The organism is Candidatus Cloacimonadota bacterium (genome assembly GCA_034722995.1).
Lineage (GTDB): Bacteria > Cloacimonadota > Cloacimonadia > JGIOTU-2 > JGIOTU-2 > JAGMCF01.
Genome location: JAYEOL010000048.1, coordinates 26145 through 44895, shown reverse-complemented (window position 1 = coordinate 44895; position 18751 = coordinate 26145). Strand labels below are relative to the sequence as shown.

31 protein-coding genes are annotated in these 18751 nt (G+C 32.9%); 3 read left to right on the top strand and 28 right to left on the bottom strand.

The genetic code is table 11. The features are described from left to right. The 3 genes from U9R23_06005 to U9R23_05995 all read right to left on the bottom strand — a co-directional run. Positions 1-884: DUF512 domain-containing protein (locus U9R23_06005; GenBank protein MEA3475969.1), on the bottom strand; the 884-nt coding region annotated here is incomplete at its 3' end. Positions 885-1181: 297 nt separating this feature from the next. Then, positions 1182-2321: an alanine--glyoxylate aminotransferase family protein gene (locus tag U9R23_06000; protein MEA3475968.1), complete on the bottom strand. Its 1140-nt coding sequence runs from the start codon at positions 2319-2321 to the stop codon at positions 1182-1184. Between the two features lie 103 nt (positions 2322-2424). Next, a complete protein-coding gene (locus tag U9R23_05995) occupies positions 2425-3561 on the bottom strand; it encodes a M20/M25/M40 family metallo-hydrolase (GenBank protein ID MEA3475967.1) in 1137 nt (378 codons plus the stop codon). Positions 3562-3773: 212 nt separating this feature from the next. Here U9R23_05995 and U9R23_05990 point away from each other — a divergent pair, with 212 nt between their 5' ends. From U9R23_05990 to U9R23_05980, 3 genes are all read left to right on the top strand, one after another. Beyond that, positions 3774-4265: a methylated-DNA--[protein]-cysteine S-methyltransferase gene (locus U9R23_05990; GenBank protein ID MEA3475966.1), complete on the top strand. Its 492-nt coding sequence runs from the start codon at positions 3774-3776 to the stop codon at positions 4263-4265. After that, on the top strand, positions 4262-5323 hold the full coding sequence (gene ispG, locus U9R23_05985) for a flavodoxin-dependent (E)-4-hydroxy-3-methylbut-2-enyl-diphosphate synthase (GenBank protein ID MEA3475965.1): 1062 nt from the start codon (positions 4262-4264) through the stop codon (positions 5321-5323). The genes U9R23_05990 and ispG overlap by 4 nt, the downstream gene beginning before the upstream one ends. 96 nt (positions 5324-5419) lie before the next feature. Further along, positions 5420-6316 carry a hypothetical protein gene (locus U9R23_05980; protein MEA3475964.1) on the top strand — a complete coding sequence of 299 codons (897 nt, stop codon included), beginning with the start codon at positions 5420-5422 and terminating at the stop codon, positions 6314-6316. A 119-nt stretch (positions 6317-6435) separates the two neighbouring features. On the opposite strand, the gene rplQ is transcribed toward U9R23_05980, so the two are convergent. Genes rplQ through rplV form a run of 25 tightly spaced genes read right to left on the bottom strand, consistent with a single transcriptional unit; the run spans position 6436 to position 18751 of the window. After that, positions 6436-7032, bottom strand: coding sequence for a 50S ribosomal protein L17 (gene rplQ / locus U9R23_05975; GenBank protein MEA3475963.1), 597 nt, complete (start codon positions 7030-7032; stop codon positions 6436-6438). After that, positions 7029-8042 carry a DNA-directed RNA polymerase subunit alpha gene (locus U9R23_05970; GenBank protein ID MEA3475962.1) on the bottom strand — a complete coding sequence of 338 codons (1014 nt, stop codon included), beginning with the start codon at positions 8040-8042 and terminating at the stop codon, positions 7029-7031. The genes rplQ and U9R23_05970 overlap by 4 nt, the downstream gene beginning before the upstream one ends. Before the next feature lie 56 nt (positions 8043-8098). Beyond that, a complete protein-coding gene (gene rpsD, locus U9R23_05965) occupies positions 8099-8728 on the bottom strand; it encodes a 30S ribosomal protein S4 (GenBank protein MEA3475961.1) in 630 nt (209 codons plus the stop codon). An 11-nt stretch (positions 8729-8739) separates the two neighbouring features. Further along, entirely contained in the window at positions 8740-9141 is a 402-nt protein-coding gene (gene rpsK / locus U9R23_05960) for a 30S ribosomal protein S11 (protein ID MEA3475960.1), read from the bottom strand. Positions 9142-9159: 18 nt separating this feature from the next. Next, on the bottom strand, positions 9160-9525 hold the full coding sequence (gene rpsM / locus U9R23_05955) for a 30S ribosomal protein S13 (protein MEA3475959.1): 366 nt from the start codon (positions 9523-9525) through the stop codon (positions 9160-9162). Positions 9526-9541: 16 nt separating this feature from the next. Next, entirely contained in the window at positions 9542-9655 is a 114-nt protein-coding gene (gene rpmJ, locus U9R23_05950) for a 50S ribosomal protein L36 (GenBank protein MEA3475958.1), read from the bottom strand. 24 nt (positions 9656-9679) lie between these two features. Then, complete coding sequence (infA, locus tag U9R23_05945; GenBank protein ID MEA3475957.1) at positions 9680-9898, bottom strand: translation initiation factor IF-1; 219 nt, start codon at positions 9896-9898, stop codon at positions 9680-9682. Continuing rightward, complete coding sequence (gene map / locus U9R23_05940; protein ID MEA3475956.1) at positions 9898-10665, bottom strand: type I methionyl aminopeptidase; 768 nt, start codon at positions 10663-10665, stop codon at positions 9898-9900. The genes infA and map overlap by 1 nt, the downstream gene beginning before the upstream one ends. Positions 10666-10722: 57 nt before the next feature. Next, entirely contained in the window at positions 10723-11430 is a 708-nt protein-coding gene (locus U9R23_05935) for an adenylate kinase (protein MEA3475955.1), read from the bottom strand. Next, positions 11427-12740 (bottom strand): preprotein translocase subunit SecY, encoded by a 1314-nt coding sequence (gene secY / locus U9R23_05930; GenBank protein ID MEA3475954.1) that lies wholly within the window; start codon positions 12738-12740, stop codon positions 11427-11429. The genes U9R23_05935 and secY overlap by 4 nt, the downstream gene beginning before the upstream one ends. After that, complete coding sequence (gene rplO / locus U9R23_05925) at positions 12741-13193, bottom strand: 50S ribosomal protein L15 (GenBank protein ID MEA3475953.1); 453 nt, start codon at positions 13191-13193, stop codon at positions 12741-12743. It abuts the gene before it with no gap. A 7-nt stretch (positions 13194-13200) separates the two neighbouring features. Next, the gene (rpmD, locus tag U9R23_05920; GenBank protein MEA3475952.1) at positions 13201-13383 is read right to left on the bottom strand and encodes a 50S ribosomal protein L30; all 183 of its coding nucleotides are present in this window, start codon (positions 13381-13383) and stop codon (positions 13201-13203) included. A gap of 39 nt (positions 13384-13422) precedes the next feature. Further along, a complete protein-coding gene (gene rpsE / locus U9R23_05915) occupies positions 13423-13929 on the bottom strand; it encodes a 30S ribosomal protein S5 (GenBank protein MEA3475951.1) in 507 nt (168 codons plus the stop codon). 8 nt (positions 13930-13937) lie between these two features. Beyond that, positions 13938-14315: a 50S ribosomal protein L18 gene (gene rplR, locus U9R23_05910; protein ID MEA3475950.1), complete on the bottom strand. Its 378-nt coding sequence runs from the start codon at positions 14313-14315 to the stop codon at positions 13938-13940. Between the two features lie 9 nt (positions 14316-14324). After that, on the bottom strand, positions 14325-14909 hold the full coding sequence (rplF, locus tag U9R23_05905) for a 50S ribosomal protein L6 (GenBank protein ID MEA3475949.1): 585 nt from the start codon (positions 14907-14909) through the stop codon (positions 14325-14327). An 11-nt stretch (positions 14910-14920) separates the two neighbouring features. Beyond that, complete coding sequence (rpsH, locus tag U9R23_05900; protein ID MEA3475948.1) at positions 14921-15334, bottom strand: 30S ribosomal protein S8; 414 nt, start codon at positions 15332-15334, stop codon at positions 14921-14923. 11 nt (positions 15335-15345) lie between these two features. Beyond that, positions 15346-15531, bottom strand: coding sequence for a type Z 30S ribosomal protein S14 (locus U9R23_05895; protein MEA3475947.1), 186 nt, complete (start codon positions 15529-15531; stop codon positions 15346-15348). A 15-nt stretch (positions 15532-15546) separates the two neighbouring features. Next, positions 15547-16089: a 50S ribosomal protein L5 gene (gene rplE / locus U9R23_05890; GenBank protein ID MEA3475946.1), complete on the bottom strand. Its 543-nt coding sequence runs from the start codon at positions 16087-16089 to the stop codon at positions 15547-15549. Between the two features lie 8 nt (positions 16090-16097). Continuing rightward, a complete protein-coding gene (rplX, locus tag U9R23_05885; GenBank protein MEA3475945.1) occupies positions 16098-16406 on the bottom strand; it encodes a 50S ribosomal protein L24 in 309 nt (102 codons plus the stop codon). Between the two features lie 9 nt (positions 16407-16415). Continuing rightward, positions 16416-16784 (bottom strand): 50S ribosomal protein L14, encoded by a 369-nt coding sequence (gene rplN / locus U9R23_05880; protein ID MEA3475944.1) that lies wholly within the window; start codon positions 16782-16784, stop codon positions 16416-16418. Positions 16785-16801: 17 nt separating this feature from the next. After that, positions 16802-17068, bottom strand: a complete 267-nt coding sequence (rpsQ, locus tag U9R23_05875; protein MEA3475943.1) for a 30S ribosomal protein S17 — start codon at positions 17066-17068, stop codon at positions 16802-16804. Between the two features lie 7 nt (positions 17069-17075). Continuing rightward, positions 17076-17279 carry a 50S ribosomal protein L29 gene (rpmC, locus tag U9R23_05870; GenBank protein MEA3475942.1) on the bottom strand — a complete coding sequence of 68 codons (204 nt, stop codon included), beginning with the start codon at positions 17277-17279 and terminating at the stop codon, positions 17076-17078. A gap of 5 nt (positions 17280-17284) precedes the next feature. After that, positions 17285-17704: a 50S ribosomal protein L16 gene (gene rplP / locus U9R23_05865; GenBank protein ID MEA3475941.1), complete on the bottom strand. Its 420-nt coding sequence runs from the start codon at positions 17702-17704 to the stop codon at positions 17285-17287. Positions 17705-17730: 26 nt separating this feature from the next. Next, positions 17731-18387 carry a 30S ribosomal protein S3 gene (gene rpsC / locus U9R23_05860; GenBank protein ID MEA3475940.1) on the bottom strand — a complete coding sequence of 219 codons (657 nt, stop codon included), beginning with the start codon at positions 18385-18387 and terminating at the stop codon, positions 17731-17733. Continuing rightward, positions 18371-18751 carry a 50S ribosomal protein L22 gene (rplV, locus tag U9R23_05855; GenBank protein ID MEA3475939.1) on the bottom strand — a complete coding sequence of 127 codons (381 nt, stop codon included), beginning with the start codon at positions 18749-18751 and terminating at the stop codon, positions 18371-18373. The genes rpsC and rplV overlap by 17 nt, the downstream gene beginning before the upstream one ends.

Here is an 18751-nt window from a genome sequence, read left to right as displayed (position 1 = left end):
TTTCTTGTCATCCCAACACCATTCTCAATTTGAGGAAAATCATCATAATATTCTTCTTCTGGGATTTCTTCTCTTGCTAAAAGAAAAAACTCATCAGCTAATGTTACTAAACCCGTGTCATATTTCTTCTTAAGTTTTTCTCGCCATTTCATTGAATCAAAAATCACTCTTTTTGCTAAAACTTCATCAACAGGTTTGATTTTTGTTAATCCTTCCCTAAATTTTGTTAACCCAACTGGCACAATAGCAATTGACTGAACAGAAGGATATAACTCAGCCAAGCCAAAAATTGTCCTTTCCAATTCCTTTCCTTCATTCCAGTCTGGGATTAGAACGATTTGTGTGTGCATTTGAATTCCATTCTCAGCAAAGAATTTCAATTTATCCTTAATTGAAAATTGAGTTTTATATCGCATAATTTTTTTTCTGAGATTGTCATTTGTTGTATGAACAGAAATATAGAGCGGAGATAGACGCTGGTTAATAATTCTTGAATAATCAGATTCAGATAAATTTGTTAATGATATAAAACTCCCAAATAAAAATGAAAACCTATAGTCATCATCCTTAATCTTAAGTGATGGACGAGCCTGTGGATGCATCTGGTCTACAAAGCAAAAGATACAGTTGCAATTACATCTGCGATATTTTATTGGATGGAATTCTAAACCTAAATCTTCTGAATAACCCTTTTTTATTAAATATGTTTTTGGTCTATTATTTCGCTCAATTTTAATTCTCAGGACTTCATTAGCTTGATAGAATCGGTAATCAATGACATCGTTTATTGGGTGGTTGTTTATGGAAAGGAGTATATCATTAGTCTGAATACCAATATTATTCGCAATAGATTGCTTGGTAATAGATTTTATTTTTAGGGTCATAGTTTTGGTGAATTAGTAAATTAGTGAATTAGTAAATTAGTAAATTAGTAAATTAGTAAACTGGTAAATTTACTTCTTTTATTTTGATCTAACACCATTTGCAATGGTGTTTCTATTAAAAATACAGGATTAAAAATCCTGTAATATCAATCTAATAAATCACCTCTCTTTCAACCTCTTACCAATATTTAACATAAATTTTCGTATATCTAAGATATTGGAACAAATCGTGCATAAAAGGCGGGATTTGTTTTCCCGCCTTTTAATCTTACTACTATTTTTGCCTTAAGTTCAAATTTACTTGTACTCCTCCGCAAGAATCTTCTGTGCAGCAGAAAGTCCAGCACCCCATTCAAATTTCCAGCCTAAATCTTTCAACACCATTTCTAATGCAGAGATTACAGCTATAATGTCAAATCTTTCAATATATCCCATATGAGCAATACGGAAGATTTTGCCTTTGACTCCGGCTTGTCCACCAGCAATCGTAAATCCATATTCATCTCTAAGATTTTTTACTAAAGCCAATCCATCAATCTCTGCCGGAACTTTAATAGCAGTAACTACATCACAAGGTGTGCCAGTGAATAGCTCTAAACCAAGAGCTTGTGCAGCAGCACGACAAGCCTTTGCTAATACTTTATAGCGTCGGAATCTTTCCTTAATACCTTCCGCTTTAATTATTTCTATGGCTTTTAGTAAGCCTTTGATATGAATAACCGAGCCTGTAAACGGGTCTGTATTTTTAGCTAATTTCTTACGATAAGTTTTCCAGTCAAAATAGTAACTCGGTTGTGTGCAGGTCTCAATCTTATTCCACGCTTTTCCACTAATAGCAGCATAGGCATGTCCCGGAGGCAGCATCAAACCTTTTTGTGAACCTGCAACACATATATCAACATTCCAGTCATCCATATAAAATTCCTGACCACCTAAACCAGAGATTGCATCAATTACAAGCAATGCATCAGTTTTACTAACTATTTCCCCAAGCTCTTTAACAGGCATAACCACACCTGTTGAGGTTTCAGTTAATTGAGTATAAACAGCTTTTACATCTGGATTTTTGTTGAGTAATTTTTTTATGGTTTCTGGCTGACCAACTGTACCCCAGGGTAAATCAACATAAATAGGCTCTATGCCATATTTTTCAGCAATCTCTCCCCAACGTTGAGCAAATTTGCCATTTCGGATAATGATTGCTTTCTCGCCTTTATTCAACACATTAGAAACAGCACCTTCCATTGCTCCTGTTCCTGTAGATGTGAAAATTAACACATCGTTTTTAGTTTGAAACACATATTTTAATCCTTCAATTGCCTGACCGACCATCGCCTTAAAGGCTGGGGTGCGATGGTGAACCATTGGCTCAGAAATAGCCTGCAATATTTCTGACGGCACAGGTGTAGGTCCTGGTGACAGTAAATATTTTTTCATTGTATCTCCTTTCATCTGCCTAATCTCAAAAGTTGTAATGATAGGTAGATAGATTATATTTTTTCACAAATTTATTTAGTATTTATGGTTTCAGTTTTAGAATTTAAATTCTACTATATTCTTTTATTATCTCCATTATCCAGCGTGTTCCACTCTCTAAATCGTTTATACTGATATTTTCATCTAAAGTATGAACATCTCTCATACCGGTACCTAAAATAGGAATTTTGATACCTTTATCATAAAATATATTTGAATCACTTCCACCACTGCCAATTTCAATTCCTGGTTCAATTCCAATATTCTTTGCAGCTTTTAATGCGATTTGTACTATTTGCTCATTAGAATCAATTTTCATTGCTGAAAAATCTCTATCAACTTTTATATCTACTTTCGCTTTATAAACTTTGCCATCAAGATTAACCTGATATTTCTGAGCAGTTTTTTCAAATGTTCGTATTATCTCATTTGTAACTTTTTCCAACTTCTCTTCACTATGACTGCGGATTTCACCGCTTAAACTTACGGTATTTGGTATAATATTATTTGCGAGCCCACCGCTGATTTTTCCAATATTTGCTGTGGTTTCCTTGTCTATTCTACCTAATTTCAATTTAGCTATTGCTTCAGCAGCAACCTTGATTGCATTGATACCTTTTTCTGGGCATGAGCCAGAGTGAGCTTCTTTCCCAATAACTTTAATCTCAATAACATTTAATGATGGAGCTTGTATGGTGGCAGAACCAATTCTATGGCTGTCCAAAGCATAACCTACCTTTGCATTTAAAAGAGAATAATCTAAATTTTTTGCACCTAATAATCCAATCTCCTCAGAAATTGTGAGCAGAACCTCTATGGGAGCATAATCAAAGTGCTCTTCTTGTAACCTTCTTATTGCTTCCACAATCTCAGCAATCCCAGATTTGTCATCTCCTCCTAAGATTGTGGTGCCATCACTAAATACTCTCCCATCTTTAATCACAGGTTTTATTCCTTTGCCTGGCTTAACTGTGTCAAGGTGAGCACAAAGCAGAAGAGGTTTCTTTTCAACCTTCCCTGGAAATCTGGCAATTAAATTACCAATGTTCCCTTTTGTTTTTGCGTGAGCATCATCAAAAACAACTTGTGCACCCATTTCCGTTAAATCATCTCGCATTCTTTCTGCCATTGCAAGTTCATTCCTGGATTCACTATCAATTTTGACCAGTGAGATGAAGTAATCAATCAGTCTATTTTCCATACTCTCTCCTGAATAATTTATTGCATGATTATACTATTTAGGTTATATTGTTTGTTATCTTTTAAGATGTTAGTTTCCTTTTTTTCATATTGCAAATTTTTGATTTCCTATTAATGATCTCTTTTGCCTGTTAGATATAAAACATAAATTTATTGTCAAATAAATTGTTATTTTAGTTGACAATATATATTTCTTCTGTTGGTTGTCTTATTATGGATACAATATATAAAAGTAAATTGCATTCCTTTATTGGAAATATATTTTTACTATTTAATAAGAACGGATTACTAAATGTCAGTATTAATTGTTATAATGATAAATGGGTTGATAAATTTTTTCCAAATGCTTTTATTAAATCCTTAAATAATAATATCTATCTTACACAGTTGAAAGAATATTTTGCAGGTCTTAGAAAAGAATTTGAATTTCCAACTCTTCTATTCGGAACAAAATTTCAAAAAGAGGTTTGGGAATTTGTTTATAAAATACCATTTGGCAAAACAATGTCATATCTTGAAGTTGCAAAAAACATAAAGAGAAAAACGGCTCAAAGAGCTGTTGGAAATGCTCTTGGCAACAATCCATTACTTATTGTTATCCCATGCCATAGAGTTATAAAATTGGATGGAAGTTTAGGCGGATTTTCAGCAGGTATAGAAATTAAAAAGCAATTATTAACTCTTGAAAAGGAAAATCTAAAATGATTAAAAGACGAAAAACGCAAGAAATAAGAATCGGTAATGTAAAAATTGGTGGCAACTCCCCTATCTCTGTGCAATCAATGACTAATACTGATACCAGAGATTCTGAAGCAACAATCAAGCAAATCAAACAATTGGAAGATGCTGGTTGCGATATTGTCAGAATTGCAATTCCAGATATGAACTCGGCAAATAATATTCCTGAAATAAAAGAGTTAACCACAATCCCAATTATTGCAGACATTCATTTTGATTATCGCCTAGCATTACAATCTGTAAAAAACGGCATAGATTCTCTTCGTATAAACCCAGGTAATATCGGCAGCCGTGACAAAATAAAAAAAATTATATCTGCAGCAAAAAATGCAAAAATCCCTATTAGAATTGGTGTTAACTCTGGTTCATTAGAAAAAGATTTGAAACAAGAATATGGAATTTCTGCTAAAGCTATTACAGAAAGTGCATTGCGAAAAATCAAATTATTTGAAGAACTTGACTTCTATGATATCAAAATTTCACTAAAATCCTCCTCTGTGCCTCTTACAATTGAAAGTTATAGACAAATGGCAAAATTGGTTGATTATCCATTTCATCTTGGAATTACAGAAGCTGGAACAAAATTTTCAGGAACAATTAAATCTGCAATCGGGATAGGAACTCTACTTTCAGAAGGAATTGGCGATACTATTCGAGTATCGTTAACTGATAATCCGGTTGAAGAAGTAAAAGTTGGAATAGAAATTCTAAAATCATTAGGACTACGAAAAGGACCAACTATAATTTCCTGCCCAACCTGTGGACGGACTGAGATTGATGTAATCAGCATTGCAGAAAAAGTAGAATCCGAAATCAACAAATTATGTATAAATAGAGATATCACTATTGCCATAATGGGCTGTGTTGTAAATGGACCTGGAGAAGCCAAAGAGGCAGATATTGGAATCGCGGGCGGTAAAAATCAATCACTCCTTTTTAGAAAAGGAAAAAAAGTAAAAATAATTCAAGAAAAAAGTATTGTTGATGAATTAATCAAGGAAATAAATAAAGATTTTTTAGACTAAAATTTTCATAGTTATAAATTCAGAATATCTATAATTATAGTTATAAAAAACGAACATATAAAAAATTATAATTTAGGATTTTAATTTCAATCAAATATGAAAAAAACTACATCTATAATTGACCTTGGAACAAACTCCGTCCTTTTGTTAATAGCTGAAAAACAAAATACTAACTGGAATATTTTACATCGTGATGCAAAAACTTCTTTGCTGGGTAAAGGAATGAAAAATGGCTTGCTCACAGAAAATGCAATCAAAAGAGCTGAAGATATACTAAAGGAATACATCAGCGTCTCTAAAAAATTCAACTGCAATAAAATAATAGTAATTGGAACATCTGCTTCAAGAGAATCGAAAAATATCACAAAAATTTCTGACTGGTTAAAAATAAATTATGGCTTACCTTTTTATATCCTGTCAGAAAGTGAAGAAATAAAATATATCTATTCTGCAAATATCAAAGAATTTCCCGAATTTCATAATATGCTTATCTTTGATATTGGTGGCGGAAGCACAGAATTTATACTAATCTATGATAACAATATTTTAGTTCAAAAAAGCTTAAAGATTGGCATTAGAAGACTGAATAATCAATTTCTCAAATCACAATCAAAAATTAATTATATAAAACAAATGTTAAACAAATCAAAAATTAAAAATAAAATTTCGTTCAGTTTTGATACAATTGGAGTTGGTGGAACTGTTACCACTTTGGTTGCTGTAAAAAATAAATTACAAAAATATATTCCTGAAAAAATTCATAAACAGATATTAACAAAAGTAGATGTTATCAAATTTGTAAAATTATGGTCTACTATTTCGGATAAAGAAGCGAAAAAACTAATTCCTTTTGATCCATTAAGGGCAGATATTCTTCTGTCTGGTTCTTTAATTCTAAAAGAAATTTTTAATTATTTTTCTATTGAGAAAATATATGCAAGTGATTGTGGTTTACAGTTCGGGATGTTGTATAATTTGCAAAATTTTAATTGATAATTTACAAAAAAACAGCACAGGCAGAGGGGAAGCTACCTGTGCTGAGGAGGTCTTTTAAGCGATTTCTCAACCGCTTTAGGGGGGAAATTATTTAATCAAAAAGATGTCCTTATATTTCAAGTTGTCAAGTTTTTTTTCTTAATACGCGACTTTTTATCTTTTACTTTATGCTCTGGCTCTTCTTTTTCTTCAGGAATTTGATTGTTTTTCATTTGAGTCTTATTACTTTCTAAAGGTCTGGATTTTAACCTGGTTTTGTTTTGTACAACTTTTTTATCTTCTTTAATTTCACTGCTTATTTTTTCCTTTATGCTTTTAGCTTTGCCCGACTTAGCTTTTCCTTTAAATTTTTTATCTTCTTCAACAAATTCTATTATTGCAATCGGCGCTGAATCACCTTTGCGATAACCAATTTTAACAATTCTGGTGTAACCGCCATTTCTATTTTGATAACGAACAGCAATATCATCAAACAATTTTTTTACAAGGTCCCTATTTGCTAAAATCTTGTATGCCTGTCGTCTTGCGTGAATTGTATCCTTTTTCCCAAGTGTAACTAATTTATCTGCAATCCTACTAACTTCTTTTGCTTTGGCAATTGTTGTATTAACTCTATTTTGCCTTATTAGGTTAGAGGCAATATTATTAAGCATAGCTTTTCTCTGAGCTTTTCTTCTGCCAAATGTTGATGAACCTTTAATGCGATGTTTCATTTCTTTTTACCCTCAATTTTATTTAGTGCTTCAAGCCGTTTTTCAATATCTTTGACATCCATTCCAAGATGAAGTGCGTAACGATCCAGAACACTTTTTACTTCCGCAAGAGACTTCTTCCCAAAATTTCTTAATATAAGCATCTGATTTTCAGTTCTTGCAACCAACTCTTTAACAAATTTTATTTTTGCAGCTGATAAACAATTACTACATCTAACGCTAAGCTCTAATTCAGAAATCTTCATTTTCATAAGCTTCTGCAAGTTTTTCAATTCAGGGTCAATTTTTTCTCTTTTAATATATTTTGGCTCTTTCTCAAATTTCATAATCGCCAGAAAGTAATCTTTAAGAATTTTAGAAGCAAGACTAAGTGAATTTTCAGGTAAAATACTTCCGTCTGTCCATATTTCCAAAAATAATTTGTCGTAATTTATTTTCTCATCAACTCGTTGTTTTCCAACACTAAAATTTACTTTACGTATAGGCGAATAAATTGAATCAATTGGTATGACCCCAACAGGTCTGTCTCCAACTACTTGCTCACTTTCTCTGACATAACCGATACCATTCCCAACCCATAATTCCATAGAAAAGTCAATGTCATCAACCAATTCCAAAAGATATAATTCTTTGTTAATAATTTTTACAACCTTGGGGCATTTAATTTGAGCTGCTGTGATTTTACCAGGACCTTTAACATTCAATTCTAATATTTCTTCTTTGGTTGAATTAATCTGTAATGCAAGATTTTTAAGGTTTAGAATTAATTCTATATAATCTTCTCTTGCACCAGGAATTGCACTATATTGATGCAACATACCTCTTACACGAACAAAACGAACAGCTCCACCTTGAACTGATGATAATAAAACCCGCCTTAATGAGTTCCCAATTGTTGTACCAAATCCATATTCTAAGGGACCGATTGCAAATTTACCATATTTTTCAGTATAAGTTTCCTCTTCTTTTTCTAATGAAGTCGGTAATTGAATCGGTTCTAATTCTAACATTTAATCTCCTAAAATTATTTATGTATCTGTTACTTTTTACAGTTTATTTTAATAATTTATTTTGAGTAAAATTCTATGATAAGTCTATCGTCAATTTCCTGTGGGAGTTGATCTTTTGTAGGCAAATTTTTTACATAGCCCTTAAATTCTTCTGCATGAACTTCAAGCCAATTAAATTGGTCTAAAGACTTGTGCGTTTCCATTGACTCGTGTATTATGGGAATCTGTCTACTCTTATCTTTAATTTCAATGCACTGTCCTTGCTTTACAATGTATGATGGAATATCTACTTTTTTCGCATCTACAAGAATATGTCCATGATTAACAAGTTGTCTTGCAGAATTCCTTGATGGAGCAAAACCCATACGAAAAACCACATTATCCAAACGAGTTTCTAAAAGCCTGAGCAAATTTTCTCCTGTAATGCCTTTCATCTTTGCAGCTTTTTTGAAATAATTTTTAAACTGCTTTTCAAGTAATCCATATATTCTTTTTGTTTTCTGTTTTTCTCTAAGATGTATTCCAAAATCACTCATTTTACGACGAAACCTTTTCTTTTGCTCTCCTGGAGGATTATTTTTTCTTTCCAAACTGCATTTATTTGAATAACATCTTGCACCTTTTAAGAAGAGTTTTGTTCCCTCTCTCCTACATAATTTACATTTTGATCTTAAATATCTTGCCATTAGATAACCTCTTAAATTCTTCTTCTCTTGGGAGGTCTGCAGCCATTATGAGGAATCGGCGTTGTATCTATAATAGATAAAATCCTCAAACCTTGAGACTGCAAAGCTCGGACTGCTGAATCCCTCCCTGAACCAGGCCCGCTAACTTTAACTTGAACTCTTTTAAGACCCATATTTGTAATAGTATTTGCAACATCTTTAGCGGACTGTTGCGCCGCATAGGAGGTGCTTTTCTTTGAACCTTTATACCCAATTTTACCACAGCTTGACCACGCAATAACATTACCCTTCAAATCTGTAATGGTTATAATAGTATTATTAAAAGATGCTTTTATGTAAACAATACCTTCTGATTCATGAAGCTTTGTTTTCTTCTTTCTAATGATTTTACCCGCCTTTTTCTTTACAGCCATAAGGTGCTCCTAATATTATTATTTTCTAACAATCCTTCCAGATCTGGGACCTTTTTTGGTTCTTGCATTAGAATGTGTGCTTTGCCCTCTGCAGGGCATACCTGTTCTATGACGCAATCCTCTATAACAACCAATCTCCATCAATCTTTTAATATTCATTGATGCCTCTTTCCTCAAGTCACCTTCAATAACATAATCATTACGAATTATATCCCTTAACAAAATTATCTCTTTGTCGGTCAAATCTTTAACTCTCTTATTTTTATCGATCTTTGCCTGATCTAAAATCTTTTTTGCCAATGACCTACCTAAACCAAAAATATAAGTCAAACCGATATCTATTCTTTTTTTATTAGGTAAATCTACGCCTACAATTCTAGCCAAATCAGTCCTCCTATTTTCAACCTTGTCTTTGTTTATGTTTCGGATTTGAACAAATCACATAAATAGTGCCTTTTCTTTTCACTATTTTACAATTCTTACATAGTTTCTTAACTGATGCTCGTACTTTCATTAATTTCTCCAGCAAAAAATATATTTATTTATACCTATACACAATCCGTCCTTTATCCAGATCATACGGTGATAGTTCTAATTTTACTTTGTCACCAACTAATATACGGATATAATGCATTCTCATCTTTCCAGAGATATGTGCCAAAACTTGATGACCATTTTCTAATTCAACAATAAATTTTGTGCCTGGCAAAGCTTCTCTTACAACACCATCAACCTCAATAACACCTGACTTTGCCATTAATCTCTCTTCAATAAGGTCAAAATTTCTGGACCTTCTTTTTTAATTAAAACTGTATTTTCAAAATGTGCAGAGTTAGAATTATCAGCAGTAAAAAATACCCATTCTTTTTCAACAGTTCTGGATGTACCAATATTAAACATTGGCTCAATAGCAATAGTCATACCTTCAACCAATCTCGGTCCCCTACCACTTTTACCGATATTTGGAACAATAGGGTCTTCATGTAATTCTCTTCCAACACCATGTCCTGTCAATCCGTCTGCAACATAAAAGCCATTCTGTTTTGCTGTTTGCTCAATTACTGATGAAATGTCTCCAATTCTACTTCCAACTTTACATTGCTCAATTGCTCTTTTTAATGCCAATTCAGTTGTTTTAAGCAATTTTCTATTCTTTTCATTGATATTTCCAACTGCAAATGTTCTTGCACCATCACCGTAAAAGCCATTTTTTTTCGCACCAACATCAATTCCAATAATATCGCCGTCATGCAGAATTTTATCTTTTGATGAATATCCGTGAACAATCTCATTATTTATTGAGGCACATATAGAGAATGGATAAGGATTCAATCCATCCATTTGATAACCCTTGAAAGCAGCTTCTGCAGAATTTCTTGCAATTATTTCTTCCGCTTTTTCGTTTAATTCCCATGTGCTTATACCGGGTTTCATCATTTTAGCTAATTGATAGAGCACTTCAGCAACTATTCTGTTACTTTCACGCATTAATTCAATTTCAGCTTTATTTTTTATTGAAATCATTTTTCAAACATTACGCTGTCATTATGACTATTTATGACGCTCTGTAGGAGCAAATGACTACTTATGACCCGCTGTAGGCTCATATTCCGATTCTTCTTCAATTATTTTTGTTATCTTATGGAAAACATCATTTTGGAACATAGCATCTTCAATAATATGTACTACACAATGTTTTTTATAAAAATCAATCATAGGTTTGACCGACTCGTGATACACTTCTAATCTACTTTTTATTGTTTCAACCTTATCATCATCCCGAATAATCAATTTGGTTCCACAGTTATCGCAAAAGTATGTTCCATCGTTCTTTTTTTTAGGAACTTTATGAATCAAATTGTATATACTTTTGCATTTAGGGCAATATCTCCGATTAGACAATCTTTTTATTGCTTCTTTATCCGGGATATCAATTAAGATGACATAAAATGATTCTGAATTCTTAACATATTTCATATTTTGAAACATTGTTGCTTGTTTAACATTTCTTGGAAATCCGTCAAATAAGGCCCCATTTTCACAATCAGACTGAGTTACTCGTTTTTCAACTAAATCTAAAATAATATTATCCGGAACTAACTCGCCTTTATGCATATAAACATCTGCCTTCTTACCCAGTTTGGAATTTTTATCAATTGCATCTCGTAAAATATCACCTGTTGATATATGAGGAATATTATACTTATTTTCAACTAACTTAGCCTGAGTTCCTTTTCCTGCTCCGGGAGGTCCTAACAATATGATAATCAATTTTCCCTTACCTGTCATCTTCTTCTACCTCTTAATTTCCCTTTTTTCATAAATCCATCATAATGTCTCATTACAAGATGAGATTCAATTTGTTGCAGGGTATCTAATGCAACACCAACGATAATGATTAATCCCGTTCCACCAAAATAAAAGGGAACTCTTGCATAGGTCATCAAGAAGGTTGGCATAACAGCAATGATTGCAAAAAATAGTGCACCTGGAAGAGTAATTCGTGTAATAACACTATTAATGTATTCTGCTGTCTTCTTGCCGGGTTTTCTACCTGGAATAAAACCACCATATTTTTTCATATTATCTGCAATTTCAACTGGATTAAGAACAATTGCGGTATAAAAATAAGCGAAGAAAATTATTAATATCACATACAAAAAAGTATAAAGAAAGGCTCCAGGAGAAAGCCAATTAGATATAGTATGCATAAATTCACTACCTTTAAAAAATGTAGTGATAGTTTGTGGAAACATAAGAACTGACTGAGCAAAAATGATTGGAATAACTCCTGCTGAGTTCACTCTTAAGGGAATGTGAGTGCTTTGGCCACCATAGATTTTTCTACCAATAACTCTTTTGGCATATTGAACGGGAATTTTTCGCATAGCTTCTGTAATAACAATCACCGCTGCCGTAACAACAACCATAATGATTAATATTAAGACTGCAAGCATTATGCTCATTGTACCACTTGCAACCATATTACCCATATTAAGAAAACCATTTGGATATCTCGCAATAATACCTATAAATATTATTAAGGAAATGCCATTCCCGATTCCCTTTTCTGTAATCTGCTCGCCTAACCACATAATGAATATAGTACCAGCAACAAATGTAATAATAGTAATAAATTTAAACATAAAACCGGGATATTGAACAACTGGTCCTAAAGATGTTGGAGGTATACTCTCAAGGAAAACAGTAATTCCCAAAGCATTAAAAGTTCCTATTAGAACAGTTCCATATCGTGTATATTGTGTTATTTTTTTCTGACCTTCAGCACCCTGTTTTCTAAGTTTTTCAAAAAATGGTATAATTGCACCTAACAACTGCATAACAATTGAAGATGTAATATAAGGCATAATTCCTAAGGCAAAAATTGTTGCTTTGCTTAAATTTCCACCCACAAATAAATCATACATTCCGAAAAGTGTATTTGAACTTTGTGCGAAAAATTCACCAATAGCAGCAGTATTAATCCCGGGTGTGGGTATATGCCCGCCTAAACGATATACAATTAGAATTCCAAGTGTGAATAGAATTTTTTTCTTTAATTCCGGAACCTTGAATACATTAACTATGGATTTTAACACTTATACAACCTCTGCTTTCCCGCCAATTTTTTCAACTAATTCAACAGCCTTTTCACTAAATTTGTTGGCTTTTATAATTTTTTTCCTATCAAATTTATTTTCATGATTAGCTAAAACTTTAACTGGAAATTTTTTATATTTTGGATTTTCAATAAGTCCGAGTTTTTCCATCAAGGGAATATCAATAATATTTTCTTCCACTCTTGCTAATCTATTAAGAGAGACAATTCTATTCTTTTTCTTAAATATATTAGTAAAGCCTTTACCCGGCAATCTGCGATGTATAGGCATCTGTCCACCTTCAAACCAATTGGGGATACCGGCGCCGCTGCGACATTTCTGCCCATTCATCCCACGACCGGCTGTCTTACCATATCCGCTACCATTGCCTTTCCCGAGTCGTTTGCGTTTATGCTTTGAATTTGCAGGAATTTTTAATTCATTCAATTTCATCTTAAGTCTACCTCTTAATTTTTTCCACCTTAACCAAATGGCTAACAGTATTAATCATTCCTCTTATCTCAGGAATATCTTTATGGATAACAGTCTGATTCATTTTACGAATACCTAACGCTTTTAAAGTTTCTTTTTGATTTAACTTCTGTCCGATTTGACTTTTTATCTGGGTAATTTTCAGTTTCATCTTATCCTATTAAAATATTTATTTTTATTAATAAATGTGTTAAGCTAACAGTTCAGCTATTGATTTATTTCTTAATTTAGCAACCTCTTCGTGTGAGCGGAGAGATTTCAATGCGACCACTGTTGCTTTAACCAAATTATGTGTAGTGTGTGAGCCCAAAGATTTTGTAAGTACATTTTCAACACCTGTTGCTTCTAAAATCGCTCTAACAGGTCCACCCGCAATAACTCCTGTGCCTGGCGCTGCTGGTTTTAGAAGAACTTTGCTTCCGCAATACTTGCCAGTAATAGAATGAGGAATAGTCCCATTTCTAACCGGGACCTTGAATGTACTTTTCTTTGCGATTTCTTTTGCTTTGTTAATTGCCGGAATAACCTCATTTGCTTTACCCATTCCAACACCAACAGTCCCATTTTTATCGCCAATCACAACAGTTGCATTAAAGCTAAAGTGTCTTCCACCTTTTACTACTTTAGACACACGATTAGTGCCCACCACTTTTTCAAAAACTAATCCTTCTTTCTCATCATCCATTGGCTTGTGCATATATTCTCCTAGAACCTTAATCCTTGCTTACGAGCACCATCTGCAAGTGCTTTCACTCTTCCATGATATATAAAACCATTTCTATCAAAACAAACGCGATTTATGCCTTTTTCTAAGCATTTCTTAGCCAGAAGTCTTCCTGTTAAAAATGCTTCTTCAACACGTTTTATATCTCCCTTTTTTTGAGCTCTAAATTCTGGTTGAAGGGTAGAAGCAGACACTAAAGTATTACCATTTATGTCATCAATAGCTTGTGCATAGATGTGCTTTAAGCTTCTATACACAGAAATACGGGGGATTTCAGGTGTTCCAGAAATTTTTTTTCTTATGGCTTTTTTCCGTCTGAATCTAAGCAATCTATTTTTAGCTATATTTTTTTTAATCATAAATTCTCCTTAACCAGTTACTCCACCAGCAATTTTTCCTGCTTTCTTTCTTACATGTTCCTCAGCATATCTAATACCTTTTCCTTTGTAAGGTTCAGGGGGTCTGATACCTCTTATAGTTGCAGCTACTGAACCAAGTAATTCTTTATCATGGCTATTTAAATCAATTACAACTTGTAATCCAGGTATAACACTTGCTTCAGCTCGCCCGATTTTTTCCAAACTTACATCAATACCTTCAGGAATTTCAAAATAAATATCATGAGAAAAACCTAAACTTAAAACCAACCATTTGCCTTTTATCACAGCTTTATAACCTGTTCCAACAATCATCAATTTTTTCAAATATCCTTTTGAAACCCCGATAACCATATTGTTTATCAAGGAACGATTCAAACCATGTAAGCTTTTGTATTTTTTCTCATCAGAAATTCTATTTACAACAATAGTATTATCAATGAGCTTTGCTGATATTCCATCATTTAAAATATGCTCAAGTGTTCCTTTGATTCCAGTTACAATAACCTTATTTTTATGTATACTGACTTTGACATTCTCTGGAATAATTATTGGTTCTTTTCCTACTCTTGACATTTAAACCCTTTCTACCAAATTTTACAAAGATATTCTCCACCAACTCTTTCTTTTCGTGCAACACTATCAGTAATTACGCCGATGTTCGTTGATAATATGGCAATCCCAAGATGATTGTAAACAACTGGTATATTATTAGAATTAACATATACTCTTTTTCCTGGTCTACTAACTCTTTTCAATTCTTTAATAACAGGTCCTTTATTTTCAGTATAACGAATAGTAATTCTGAGTTGATCAAATTTTCTTTTGGTCTTTTCTGATTTATCAAGTAAAGTATATTTGCTTATAAAATTTTCTTCAAAAAGTATACGAGCTATTTCTTTTCTCATATTTGATAAATTCATAGTTACTGTTTTCTTCTTTGCATGAATTCCATTTCTAATAATAGTAAGCATATCAGCAATAGGGTCTGTAGTTGGCATTATTCCTCCGTTTACCAGCTTGCTTTTTTCACGCCGGGAATTTTCCCTTGTGAAGCGAGCTTTCTAAAACATAATCTACAAATACCAAAATCTCTAATATATCCTCTGGCTCTGCCACACAATTCGCATCTATTGTATTTTCTTACTTTAAATTTTGGTTTTCTTTTAGCTTTTACTACTAAAGATTTTTTAGCCATATAATTCCTTATTTTTTATTTTCGCACAAAGGGCATTCCAAGAGCACTTAGTAATTCAAGTCCCTCTTCATCAGTTTTTGCTGTAGTAACGAAAGTGATATTAAGTCCTCTTATTTTATCAATTTTATCAAAGACAATTTCTGGAAAGACTATCTGTTCTTTAATACCCAATGTATAATTTCCTCTTCCATCAAATCCATTTCTGGAAACTCCATTAAAATCTCTAATTCTTGGCATCACTATACTAAAAAGTCTATCTACGAATTCATACATTTTTTTGCCCCGAAGCGTAGTTTTTGTTCCAATGGGATTTCCTGTCCTCAATTTGAAATTTGAAATAGACTTCTTTGCTTTAGTAATAATAGCATGTTGACCTGTAATAGTTTCTAATTCTTTCCTTGCATTATCCAACGAAGCCCTATTCTGAGTTGCTTCACCAACACCAATATTAACTGAGACCTTCTCAATTTTTGGTACTTGCATTACATTTTTATAATCAAATCTCTTCATCAACTCTTTTATAATCTTAGTTTTATACTTTTCTTTTAATCTGCTCATTATACCCTTTAAATCATATCACCGCATTTAGCACAATATCTAACTCTACTTTTATCTTCTAAAATTTTCAATCTTGGTTTGGTTGGTTGACCACATTTGGGACAGATCAATTGAATATTAGAAATATGTATTGGAGCCTCCATTTCAATTATTCCCCCAGACTGATTTTGCTGTGTCGGTCTCTGATGTTTCTTAATAAAATTTACTTTTTCAATAATAACTTTATTAATTTTAGGAAATGCTTTCAAGACCAATCCTTCAACACCTTTATATTCACCAGTAATAACTCTTACTTTATCATTTTTTTTAATTTTCATATAAATCTCCTATACGACTTCAGGAGCAAGTGAAAGGATTTTCATAAAATGTCTTTCACGGAGCTCTCTTGCAATAGGTCCAAAAATACGAGTTCCTCTTGGTTCCATCAAATCATCTATTAATACAACCGCATTATCACCAAAGCGAATATAAGTCCCATCGTTTCTTCTAACTGCTTGTTTGGTCCTGACAACAACTCCTTTATGTATAGTCCCTTTTTTAATATCGGTATGTGGAACTGCAGATTTAACAGACATAACAATTATATCGCCAAGACTTGCATATCTTCGTTTGGAGCCACCCAAAACTTTTATACACCTTACTACCTTTGCTCCTGAATTATCTGCAACTCTAAGAACAGTTTCTTGTTGAATCATACGAACTCCCTGTTTGTCTACTTCCTCTTCTCAATTATTTCTACAAATCGCCATCGCTTCGTTTTACTAACAGGTCTATATTCCTCAATTTTTACTTTATCTCCAATTTTTGCTTGATTATCTTTATCATGAACTTTAAATTTTTTATGTCGTCTCATATATTTGCCGTAAAGGGGATGTTTAAATTGTCGTTCAACTCTGACAACAATTGTCTTATCCATTTTATCGCTTACAACAATGCCTATTCTGGACGGCTTTTTCTTTCTAAATTCAGCTTTTTCCATAATCGTCCTACATTTTCTTTGCAGCTAATTCTTTCTCTTTTATTATAGTCTTAACACGCGCTATATCTATTTTTACTTCTTTGATTTTCATGGGATTTTCTAAACGATTCATTGATTTTTGAAAGCGAAGATTAAAAATTTCCTCAAGAAGATCATTTTCCTTTAGCTTTAATTCAGATAAGTTCATCTCTCTCAATTCATTTGGTTTCATACAACTTAACCTCTTATTTCTTCGCGTGAAATGAATTTAGTCTTCATAGGTAGTTTATGACCACCTAATGTCAAAGCTCGTTTAGCGATATTATAATTAACACCTTCAATTTCGAAAATAATTCTACCGCGTTTTACAACAGCAATCCAATATTCTGGAGCACCTTTCCCTTTACCCATTCTGGTTTCAGCCGGTTTTACTGTACAGGGTTTATCAGGAAAGATTCTTATCCAGACTTTTCCGGTTCGTTTTATAAAATGAGTTACAGCAACGCGAGCAGCTTCAATTTGACGGGCGGTTATCCACGCATTTTCTAAGCTCATAAGACCATATTCTCCAAACTCAAGGGTAGAACCAGAATATGCTTTACCGCGTCTTTTACCTCTCTGCTGTTTTCTGTGTTTTACTTTCTTTGGCATTAACATTTCTTAGCACCTATCTATAAAACTTCTTATTTATTCATCAACTCACCTTTGCATACCCATACTTTGATACCAATTACACCATATTTTGTCATGGCTTCACTTACGGCATAATCAATATCTGATCTTAGGGTATGAAGAGGATTTCTACCTGCGTGATATTCTTCTTTCCGAGCAATCTCAGCACCATAAAGACGGCCACTGCATTTAATTTTGATACCGACTGCTCCGGAACCCATTGCTCTTTGAATTGCTCTTTTCATTGCTCTACGATACGAAATTCTATTCTCAATTTGTCTGGCAATATCCATACCAATTAGCCTGGCATTAAGCTCAGGTCTTTTAACTTCCTTAACATCAATAGCTAATTTTGAATAATCATCTTGACTGGACATATTAAGAAGTGTAAGCAATTCATGTTTAACCTTTTCAATTTCAACACCTTTTCTTCCTATAACAATTCCAGGTCTTGCAGTATTAATTATAATAGTTATTTTATCACTTTTTCGCAAGATTTCAATCTTAGCAACCATAGCATCTGACAAACGTTTATTTAAATAATTTTTAATTTTTAAATCCTCATAAAAAAGTGATACATAACCTTTTCTGGTATTTGCAAACCATATAGATTCCCAATTTTTATTATATCCTATACGAAAACCAACTGGATTAGTTTTTTGACCCAATATCTTCCTCCTCTTCTTTTGGTGCTTGTAATTCATCTGAAACAGATATCGTAATATGACATGTTCTTTTTCTAATCATATCAGCCCTTCCACGAGCACGGTGGCGATATCTTTTCATTGTGATACCATTATCTACGAAAATTCTATTTATTACTAATTTATCAGTTTCAACCTTGCCTTTTTTACTGACTGCATTTGCAATTGCAGCATCTAAAAGTTTGGTGATTATTCTTGCACCTTTTCTCTTAGAAAAAGTTAGTATATTTTTTGCTTCGCTGATATTTTTATTCCTAATTAAATCCGCTATCAAACGAATTTTTTTTGCAGAACCTCTCTGATTTTTTACTTTAGCAATTGCTTCCAT